8 protein-coding genes and 3 pseudogenes are annotated in these 9,490 nt (G+C 57.4%); 8 read left to right on the top strand and 3 right to left on the bottom strand.

Features of this window, described 5'->3' with window-relative positions:
• Positions 1-203 (top strand): annotated as a pseudogene (locus C482_RS05130) (hypothetical protein); the annotation flags it as partial.
• Between the two features lie 38 nt (positions 204-241).
• Positions 242-343: pseudogene (locus C482_RS22825) on the top strand (hypothetical protein); the annotation flags it as partial.
• Positions 344-482: 139 nt separating this feature from the next.
• Here C482_RS22825 and C482_RS22610 read toward each other — a convergent pair.
• Positions 483-617, bottom strand: coding sequence for a hypothetical protein (locus C482_RS22610; RefSeq protein WP_275039618.1), 135 nt, complete (start codon positions 615-617; stop codon positions 483-485).
• Between the two features lie 391 nt (positions 618-1,008).
• Between C482_RS22610 and C482_RS05120 the strand changes: the two genes are divergently transcribed.
• Positions 1,009-1,233, top strand: coding sequence for a HalOD1 output domain-containing protein (locus C482_RS05120; RefSeq protein ID WP_049896497.1), 225 nt, complete (start codon positions 1,009-1,011; stop codon positions 1,231-1,233).
• 50 nt (positions 1,234-1,283) lie between these two features.
• Here the strand turns inward: C482_RS05120 and C482_RS21615 are convergent.
• Positions 1,284-1,817: pseudogene (locus tag C482_RS21615) on the bottom strand (ATP-binding protein); the annotation flags it as partial.
• On the opposite strand from C482_RS21615, the gene C482_RS22710 reads away from it, so the two are divergent.
• Complete coding sequence (locus C482_RS22710) at positions 1,735-2,139, top strand: eCIS core domain-containing protein (RefSeq protein WP_394295532.1); 405 nt, start codon at positions 1,735-1,737, stop codon at positions 2,137-2,139. The pseudogene C482_RS21615 and the gene C482_RS22710 sit on opposite strands and share 83 nt — an antisense overlap.
• A gap of 8 nt (positions 2,140-2,147) precedes the next feature.
• Here C482_RS22710 and C482_RS05105 read toward each other — a convergent pair whose 3' ends face one another.
• Positions 2,148-5,027, bottom strand: coding sequence for an ATP-binding protein (locus C482_RS05105; RefSeq protein ID WP_006166408.1), 2,880 nt, complete (start codon positions 5,025-5,027; stop codon positions 2,148-2,150).
• Between the two features lie 241 nt (positions 5,028-5,268).
• Here C482_RS05105 and C482_RS05100 point away from each other — a divergent pair, with 241 nt between their 5' ends.
• Genes C482_RS05100 through C482_RS05085 form a run of 4 tightly spaced genes read left to right on the top strand, consistent with a single transcriptional unit; the run spans position 5,269 to position 9,404 of the window.
• A complete protein-coding gene (locus C482_RS05100) occupies positions 5,269-6,699 on the top strand; it encodes an eCIS core domain-containing protein (RefSeq protein ID WP_006166407.1) in 1,431 nt (476 codons plus the stop codon).
• A gap of 6 nt (positions 6,700-6,705) precedes the next feature.
• On the top strand, positions 6,706-7,656 hold the full coding sequence (locus C482_RS05095) for a hypothetical protein (protein ID WP_006166406.1): 951 nt from the start codon (positions 6,706-6,708) through the stop codon (positions 7,654-7,656).
• Positions 7,657-7,710: 54 nt separating this feature from the next.
• The gene (locus tag C482_RS05090; RefSeq protein ID WP_006166405.1) at positions 7,711-8,463 is read left to right on the top strand and encodes a hypothetical protein; all 753 of its coding nucleotides are present in this window, start codon (positions 7,711-7,713) and stop codon (positions 8,461-8,463) included.
• The gene (locus tag C482_RS05085) at positions 8,460-9,404 is read left to right on the top strand and encodes a hypothetical protein (RefSeq protein ID WP_049896495.1); all 945 of its coding nucleotides are present in this window, start codon (positions 8,460-8,462) and stop codon (positions 9,402-9,404) included. The genes C482_RS05090 and C482_RS05085 overlap by 4 nt, the downstream gene beginning before the upstream one ends.
• Positions 9,405-9,490 lie beyond the last annotated feature (86 nt).

Genomic DNA, 9,490 nt, shown 5'->3' with positions numbered 1-9,490 from the left:
GTTACATCTTGATGGGGATTGCGCCACCAGAGCCGTTCAGGATTAAAGGGCCAGGACTCGCCGACGCCGTCGGCTGGTACAATACTGGATACTTCTACGAAATGTACTGGAACCCCGACGCCGAGATTACGACCTGGTTCGAAGAGCACACTCCCGACGACGCCTACGAACACGTCGGAGAGCCTGTCAAACCGGAAGCGTAGTCTATCATAGTCTCAAACCCTTGTCCAGTTAGTCGATAATGTCCGGCTGTTCGCTTTCCACTGACTGCTGCTGGCAACCTGGGAAGCGCACGCTGAGAGCCCGGATGGACGCCGACTTCTCGAACGTGCGCATTCACACGGGTGAGAAAGCTGCGGAGGCGGCTGAACAGGCATTCGCTGNCGCTGAGAGCCCGGATGGACGCCGACTTCTCGAACGTGCGCATTCACACGGGTGAGAAAGCTGCGGAGGCGGCTGAACAGGCATTCGCTGGTGAAGATTCAGTCGTCGTCACGGGTCTCGTACTGGGCCAGCTTGCGGTCCTTTCGGATCGGTTTCTCGATGGGGTTGTTCGAGGCGACTGGCGAGTCAGTCTCGAGCGAGAGTCGCGCCCATTCGGCGGCGTAAGAAGCCACCAATCGGTCAATATCCTAACGTTCTTTACGATTGCTTGAGTATCCAACAGACGCGCACGAAAGTGCGCAAGGGAGCCGGAGTCCTCTGCTTGGAGGCGTGGACTCCGGCTCACACGCGGCCCCCGCGTAGCGGGAGCACTCTACCATTGACAGTGGCGAAATAAAGACCTGCCGACGTATTTCCGAACGAGTCTTAGATACGTTCGGAGCATCTCAGAAGTGTTCTTCGCTGCGTGTCGGGCCACGCTATCAGCTCGACACATGCACTGTGAACTGACGATCCACTGTAACTGCGGTACTGACATCCGCGCGGACCCGACGCAGGGCGCGATCACGTGTCCCGACTGCGAGTCGACGTTCGCCGCGCGAATCATTGATCTCGAGACTACCAATGCATCCCGCTATTTCCACGGCACTCACTCGTATCGCGGCCCGTAACGACCTCGACGTGGCCGACCTGCCACCGCTGTACGAGGTCGTTGATCCAGAGGCACTGGCTGCGGTGCTCGAGTCTGGCGGGAACGCCCTCGTTGGCTTCGAGTACGAAGGCTATCGCCTCGTGATCGGACCCGGACCTGACGACGTGGCGGTGGAGGTGATCGACGAGAATCGGTAACGGATCGTCGACAGGGAGTGGCTGTTGATCACCGGGTTTTTTCTCAGTGTCATCAGTTCGGCCAGCGCCTCGAAGTTGCTCGCCGAGTACCGTTTACACGCTTCATAACAGTGCTCGCGCTCAGGTTTACCATCGACGGGCGCGAAGACGTCGGTTTCGCCCGCGAAGTCGTCCACCGTTTCTCCCGCATCGAGTTCCTCGAAGTCGTCGATATCAGCCCCCGTCCGACAGAGATAGCGGGCGGTTTCGACCGCGCGGCGAATGTCCCGCTGTGGGAGCCGGAAGTTCGTCGCGACGTTGCTGACCAGGTGCTCGTCGGTGATCTCCTCGCTGTAGTCCTCCCAGATAGCCACTCGAGTGTCGTAGTCTGGGAACGGACAGTGGGAAGTCTCGACGCGATGGGTCTCGAGGTCGACATCGGGTTTCCACTCGTCGGTGTGGCCAAGAAAGGCGTCGCCTGGCGCGTCGTCCAGCCGTTCGACGATTTCGTCGACGAGGCGGGTGGTGTCAGGAGTCATCGCGAGGTCGTCCTCGCCGTCGAACTCGAGTGACGCGCCGTCCTCGCGGTCAGTGACTGCCTCGAGTCACGTCAGGTGGACAGAGAGTCCGGAGGGGCAGTTCCTACTGGCCCACGAATTGGCCCACGTCCAACAGCAGAACGGTGGCGCGCCGATCTCGATGATGCCCAAGAGGGCCCTGATCTCGAGATCGATACGGGTCCGCAACTCAATCGGAAAACCGACGAGGTGGCTGCCAGACTGCAGTCCGGTGAAGAATTCGGATTCGACGGTCCCGAGGGCAGCGGCACCACGGGAGCACACGTTACGCTCCGAGTCGCCGTCGAGTCATCGCTCGAGAACGTCCGTGAGACGGATGGACTCGATCGGGTGTGTTAGAAAGGAGTAAAAAGTAAACTATCGCTCCGAAATCGAGAAGATGCGCCAGCCCTCTCCCTCCACCGGGCGTAACTCGTACGTCGCGTTCGCCGGAACCCCATCGACCCGTTCAGGGATATCCTCGGTATTCAATTCTTGATCGAACTCCAGCACTACCCTGTCGGAGGCGTCACGAACGCGTTCGATATCGCTGCCGATCGCAAGTTCACCGTGCTCCAGCATCGCGAGCTCTTTACTGGTAAACTCATCTGCAATCGACCGGGGATGATAGAACCTGTGGGCACTATCGTCACCATCGGCCAATCGGGAGACAAATTCGGAGACGACCGCTTCAGGGGATCGACCGTCGTCTGGGTTAGTAGACGAAGCGGTCCGTTTGTTGGACGGCGTATCGGCGTTCGATTCGAGGGGCCCGGCATCCGCATCCGAGTCACCATCCAATCCGTCTTCAGGCCCACTCGAGTCGGTGTCGGTTTCGTTGCCGTACTTTCGACTGAGTTCTTCTTCCCACTCCCGACTGACGCGCTGGTTCTCGTAGCTGCGTAGTTTGTCCTCGTACTGGAGGAAGTCCTGTTCGATTGCGACCCCGCCCGCTTCGGTCGCGTACTGGAGCGCCAGGAGCACGTGATCAAACGTGATTGTCACGCCATCGAAATCGATCGACGAGTCCGCAAGCGGATGGCCGTCGTGAGCCTCAGTGGTGGCGATGTAGGCGGCATACTTCGTGATCTTTCGAACGATAGCTGGGGTCACAACGATACGGCCGAGGAATTCGTAGTCGAAGTTGTCGGTGTCAACAGTGGCCTCGTCGGGCCAAACCTCCTGCCAGATACGCTGGCGAATGCGCTCTTGGGGCACGTCGAACAGGATCGAATGGGCGATCCGGCGTTTGAACGCCGGATCGATCCCCGAGCGTTTGTTCGTTGTCAGCAACGCGATGCCGTCGAACGATTCGAGACGCTGCAGCAGGAAGTTCGTCACGTTGTTCGCATAGCGGTCGGTCGAATCGCCGACATCGGTCCGCTCGCCGAACAGCGAGTCAGCCTCGTCGAACAGCAGGATGGCGTTCGAGCGTTCGGCCTCCTCGAGCAGCGCCGCCAACCGACTCTCAGTTTCGCCGATGTACTTGTTGACGATCTGGGAAAGATCGACGCGGTAGAGATCGAGGCCGGTCTCGTTGGCGATGATCTCGGCAGCCATCGTCTTCCCTGTGCCGGGTGGGCCGTAGAACATCGCGACGACACCGTCGCCCCGATCACCGGGTTCGCCGAAGCCCCACTCGCTCGTGACCTGCCCGCGGTACTGGAGGTGTCCACACAGTTCCCGGAGGTGTGTCTTCGGTTTGTCGTTGAGGTAGATATCCTCGAAGGTGTATCCTGTTTCCATTGGTTCTGCCAGCGCCTCGAGGTTGCTCGCCGAGTAGCGTTTGCACGCTTCATAACAGTGCTCGCGCTCGAGTGCGTCATCGACGGGCGCGAAGACAGTGCTGATCTCCTCGTGGTCCGTGTCAGGAACAGCGACGTTTTTGAGGTCCTCGGTAGCTGCATCCGTTCGGCACAGGTACCGTGCCGTTTTGACTGCGCGACGAATATCTCGCTGTGCGAGCCGGAAGTTCGTCGCAACGTTCTCGAGAAGGGAGTCCTCAGCGAATTCCGTCCGGTACTCTTCCCAGATCGCCAGGCGGGTGTCATACTCGGGAAACGGGCAGTGTGCAGTCTCGACACCGTGGGCCTCAAGGTCGATGTCGGGTTTCCATTCATCGGTGTGTGAGAGGAAGACATCGCCGGGAGCATCGTCTAGCCGTTCGACGATTGTATCGACCGACGGCCGATCCTCGGCAGTCGTGATCTCGAGAGTGCCGTCTTCCTCGTCGATCGTCGGTCCCTCTTCGTCGCCCGTGACTGACTCGAGGCCCTCGAGGTGGATTGCTGCTTCCTGAAGGGCGGCTTCGCGGATCAGGTGGGTAGTCAGATCAGTGTCCTCGAGGACTGTGGCATCGGCACGCAAGACCGGTGTCTCAGGGTCGGAAAATGCCCCCGGAAGGGAGTTCTTTCCGGTGCCGTCCTCGCCCGAGAAGTAGTAGATGGAGGGCACGTCAGTGGCGTTCGTACGTTGTTCGATCGCCTCGAGGGGTGCCGTAGTTTCGTCGTCGAAGACGAGATCCGAAAGAGTGCGGTCATGGTGCTCGATCGACACTCTCTCAGAGAGAATTGGATCGAGACTATCGTCGCCTTTGAGGAACTGGACAATGCGTTCGTCGACGGTGACGGTGTCGTAGACCGGCGACACGTTCTCGCTCCTGTGTTGGCGTTCGAGGAGTCCGTACTCAAACAGCGGAGAGGGAGAGGCCAGCACCTCGCCGGGCGGCTCCGAATCGTCGTTGTCAGTACTCCCGTGGAGGACGACGAGCAGGTCCTCGAGAAGGTCGACCGTCGGTAACTGTGGTTGTCCGGTTCCGCGAATGCGTCCGTACGCAACGCTGACACTCCGATCGAGAACGGGACCAAGCGCGAGCAAGAATGCGTCGAGGTGGGTCCGCGAGAGATCGAACGCGGATACCAGTCGGTCGAGTCGAAGATCGACGCCCTGCTCACGGGCCTGCTGAATGTTCGACTCTAGCTCAGCTGTATACGCCTCAAGGTCCGTTCGATCAGCCTCCCCGATTGCCAGCCCGCGTTCGTCGTCGTCGCTGTGCTCCGTCTCGCCGTTAAGTGCTCGAATCTTCGATCCGAGCGACTGCAGTTCGAAGCCGGGCGTCGAGAGCGATTCATTGCTCCGCTCGGCGACCAGCTCGAACGACGAGTCGTCAGTCTCGATTCCGTGGGTGATGATTGACTCGAGAGCAAAAAGGAGCCGATCGAACTCGGCCTGAAGTCGATCGGCGAAATGGTCGTACATGTGATTCGTTACAAACTATTGTAACTAACATTTTTCGTTACTGAACTTATTCGGTTTTTCGTCTTTTCGTGATCTTGTTCAGGAGGGAACAGTGCAGCCGGGGAACACACCCAGTCAACCGTATCTTCCATCAAAAGGAGAAATTATTATTACCCTATAGGAACAATTACCGACCAATGAACGGAACGTGGTCGGGTTGGACGGCACATCGCAGGCTTTCCGACCGGAGGAAGACCTAACCATGGCGTCTCCCCAGCATCGGGATCAAAAGCAGACGGACTCGAGCCAGACGGCCGACGAGTCGACGCGAACGGCCAGCGAGTCGAAACAAACACAATCGCATCGTCAGTCACAGTCCTCGATCCAGCGAACGTCGTCACGGACGGTCGCCGCCGGGTCAGTCGCCCAGAGCGCCTATCCGGAACTGGGCTCGCCCGTTGATCTGGCCGATCTCCCAGTAGACTCGACGANGACGGTCGCCGCCGGGTCAGTCGCCCAGAGCGCCTATCCGGAACTGGGCTCGCCCGTTGATCTGGCCGATCTCCCAGTAGACTCGACGATTCCGCGCGCGAGCCGGCGGCCACTCTCGAGTCGCGGCTACGGCTCCGAGGAACAACAGCACATCCAGCGCGCGATCGAGGGCACCGGCACTAGGCCTTCGGACATCCCCGACACCGTCTTGGACGTACTCAGTAGTGGCAGCGGGAAGCCCCTCGACCAGCCTATTCAACGGGCACTCGAGGAGCGCATGGACACTGACTTTTCGAACGTGCGCATTCACACGGGTGCGAAAGCAGCGGAGGCGGCCGACGCGATCGACGCGAAGGCCTTTACNCGCATGGACACTGACTTTTCGAACGTGCGCATTCACACGGGTGCGAAAGCAGCGGAGGCGGCCGACGCGATCGACGCGAAGGCCTTTACTTGTGGGAACGATGTCGTCTTCAATTCCGGCGAGTACGACCCAGAGAGTTCGGAGGGGCAGTTCCTGCTGGCCCACGAACTCGCGCACGTTAAACAGCAAAATGGTGGCGCGACGGTCAGCATGATGCCCCAGGAGGGCGCTGATCTCGAGATCGATCCGGACCCGCAGTTGGAACGTGAGGCTGATGAGGCAGCCGAAGCCGCCTTGCAGGGTGAAGAGCTGCTGGTTGTTAACCGGTTGGAAACCGACGTGCACGTGCAACGGTTCGGTGGTATCATGCCGGTGGCCCCAGCTGGTGGATTACTTGGAAAGAACGAGGAATCTAGTGAACACTCGGTTTCGGCTGATCCAGAAGTTTTAGCCAAGGAGGTCGAACAACTCAAACAGAATCAGGAGCACGTGATGAAAACGTTGACAGAAGCGAAACCTGGTGCCGCGAAAGAGGGAGATTGGGCAAAAGCAGCTACAAAAGGGATCTATGGCTCGCTTGCTGGGGCAGGTGCTGGTGCAGCCATCGGTGCAGCGGCTGGATCGGTCGTCCCTGGTTTGGGAACAGTAGTTGGGGCCGCGGTTGGTGCCGCCGTGTCAGGCGCTGCAAGTGACCTGACCAAAGAAGGGATCGACGTCCTTGCAGACAACGCTCCTGAAAGCAAACCTGCTCAACTTGAGCAAATGTACCAGGAGATGCAAGGGATGTACAAGGAACTTAAAGAAGGGAAAGATACCGCCAGTACACGGTTCGATTAAAGTACTATGGAAGGAAAAATCATAGGCGAGGATGATCGAGGTATGGGTGTCCGTGTAATCGATAACAATGGTATAGAGCATACTGTTGCGATTGGGTTCAAAGGAGAGATTCAGGGACACTCTCAAGATGGATACGCGAACAAGGCTGTCAATAGAACAGAAGAGGAAAATGAGAACGTAAACCAAACTCGGCGGTTTGCTAAGAATTACATTTATCAAGAACGTGGCTACAATACCATCGATCACATCGAGAACCCGGACTATATCGATGCTGTTCGACGAGCGCTTAACACTCTTTCTGACCGGGCGTTCGAAGACTTCTTCGGAGCGCTTCACACCCAGTTGCGCAGCCATCACGAAGACATCGGTAGACCGATTGATCTCCCTGCTGATGTCCAAAGGCCGGATGCAGTCGTATACAAACTCGACATCTACCTCGGTGTCGATATCGAAGCGAGCGGTCTCACAGATCAGGCCAGATCGCTTGCAGACGCACATGGATTAGATTACGACGAAGGCTCAGCAATGACCACTGCAGAAGCCCTTGATGACGAGACCCTTGATGAGTGGAGAGGGTTTGGTGATCACCTAACGGACCTAGCTGACGACGACCTCAAACTCGAAATCAGTGCTGTCTCAGGAATCCATGTTGGGTTCCCGAACGAGCGGGGCGAACACGAGGTCGAATGGACAGACCAGCCTCTAAATCGCGAACCCGACACCCGCCTAGAACTGTTGCCTGCCGAACCCGGTTCGCTTTCGGAGTTCCGCCAGTATCTCGATCATCATCTTAGGTGTCAGGTCCGTGACTGCTTTGTCGGGATGGGCCTGGTTCCTCCCGACCCTTACAAAGTGGTCGGTTTCGGGAAGTTCATTTATGCCCGTCGATACGACCACTACGACCTGTACCCACAACTACACCTGCGTGATGGCGATCACAACGCGGTCATTCAGTAACTGCGTTCACGTGCTTGTGGAAGCCTTCAAAACTGATAATGAGTTCCGGTTATGATGTCTCAGGGGTGTGCCAACCTCGAGATCGATCCCGACCCACAGTTAGAGCGTGAAGCCGACGAGGCGGCCGCGCAGGCGTTGGCTGGTGACGAGCCACTGGTCGTCAACCGGATGGGGACAGACGTGCACATTCAACGGTCGGCGAAAGGCGAGTCGGAATACGTCACCAAAGACGAGGTGTACGAAATCGTCCAGAACCACTACGAAAGTGTTGTCAGGAACCAGGCCGAGCAAGATCCGCTTGAGGCAGGCCCAGAGCGTGAGACGCCTGGAAACATCGCCGGCAAATCCACTCAGACCACGGATGATGGGGGATTCTTCAGCAACGCGTGGGAGAAGACCAAGCAGGTTGGGAGTGATCTCTCCCAGGCAGTAACCAAAGGTGCGATTGGTTCCCTCGCCGGTGCCGGTGGAAAAGCCGTCGGAATGGTCGGCGGTGCAAACCTCGGTGCCGTCTTGGGCGGGGCTATCGGAAGCTTTGCTGGACCAGCAGGGACGGCCGCCGGTGTTGCTGTCGGGTCGAAACTCGGAGAAACAGTCGGTGGCGAACTGCTCGGCGGGGCTGCCAGTGATGCAGCCAAGCAACTAACTGACTATACGCTCCCAGAGAAGCACACTGAGTCCGTTCAGGAACTCGAACAGAAATACGAATCGCTCAAGGAAGAGGTTGAGAAACTGAAGAAAGTCGACCCCTCGACTTCCTCTGATCTTGATGGAGTTGGCAAATCAGGGATGGTGACTAAACAATGAAGGCCGTCATTACAGGAGAAAATGACAGACTCGTTGGAGTCAATTTGTTGGACAATGATGACGTAGAGCATGTGATTGAAATGGAAAAAGATGGTACTATCACAGGTCACCAACAAGACGGATACCCAGACGATCCAGCCCAACGTACTGATGAACAAGGTGAGCGTGTACTCCAGGCTCGGAAATTTGCTAGGTATTACGTCTTCGTCGAAGAGGGTTACGACACTGTCCCAGCACCGGAAAACCCGGTGCGAATAGACGCTGTTCGCCAGGCTATTACCGAAATGGATCTCGCCGAATTCGAGAAGCATTTCGGCGACCTCTACCAGCAGTTCGACTACGAAGATGGCGCGGGAACCAAACCAGCGATGACACCCCCAGCAGAAGCGACCGATCCGACGATATACAGCAAAAATGTCTATCTCGGTGTCGATCCGCTGGAGACTGATCTTGGAACGGAACTTGCACGGAAACACAATCTAGACGTGACGAAGGATGCGGCCGAGATCGATCTCACCGATGTCTCTGGCCGCGAGTTAGATGCCTGGGGCGAGTTTGCTGGCGAGTTCACTGCCCGTGCTATCGACGAGGACGTCGATCTCAGTGACGCAGCGTATATTGACGACACCTCGGAACTCTACGTGAAGTACCCAAGTGGCAGTAATCTGGTGGCTGCAGATGATCATCTGGCCCCAGCAGCTCGCGAGCCAGACACGGTTATTGAACTGTTACCGATTGATCCACAGGACTTGGAATACTTCAAGTCCTTCATGGATCACTATCTGCGCTGCCAGATCCGAGATTCATTCGTTGAAATGGGTGTTCATCCACCGGAAGAGTTCTGTGTCATCGGTCTAGGTCGATTCATGGCTGCGCGAGGCTACGACTATGTCGATTTCTATCCAGAGTTCCACAAAACCAAATCTGATGCGTTCGCTTGATCGGTGCTGAGATACTTTCCAGTTCTGCTGCGACGACTATCTGGCAGCCAGCACATCATATTGATACAATCGGGATGGAAGCAACC

The sequence above is a fragment of the Natrialba chahannaoensis JCM 10990 genome, assembly GCF_000337135.1.
GTDB lineage: Archaea > Halobacteriota > Halobacteria > Halobacteriales > Natrialbaceae > Natrialba > Natrialba chahannaoensis.
Note: the sequence above shows the minus strand (reverse complement) of the source record. Positions and strands in the feature narration are given on the sequence as shown.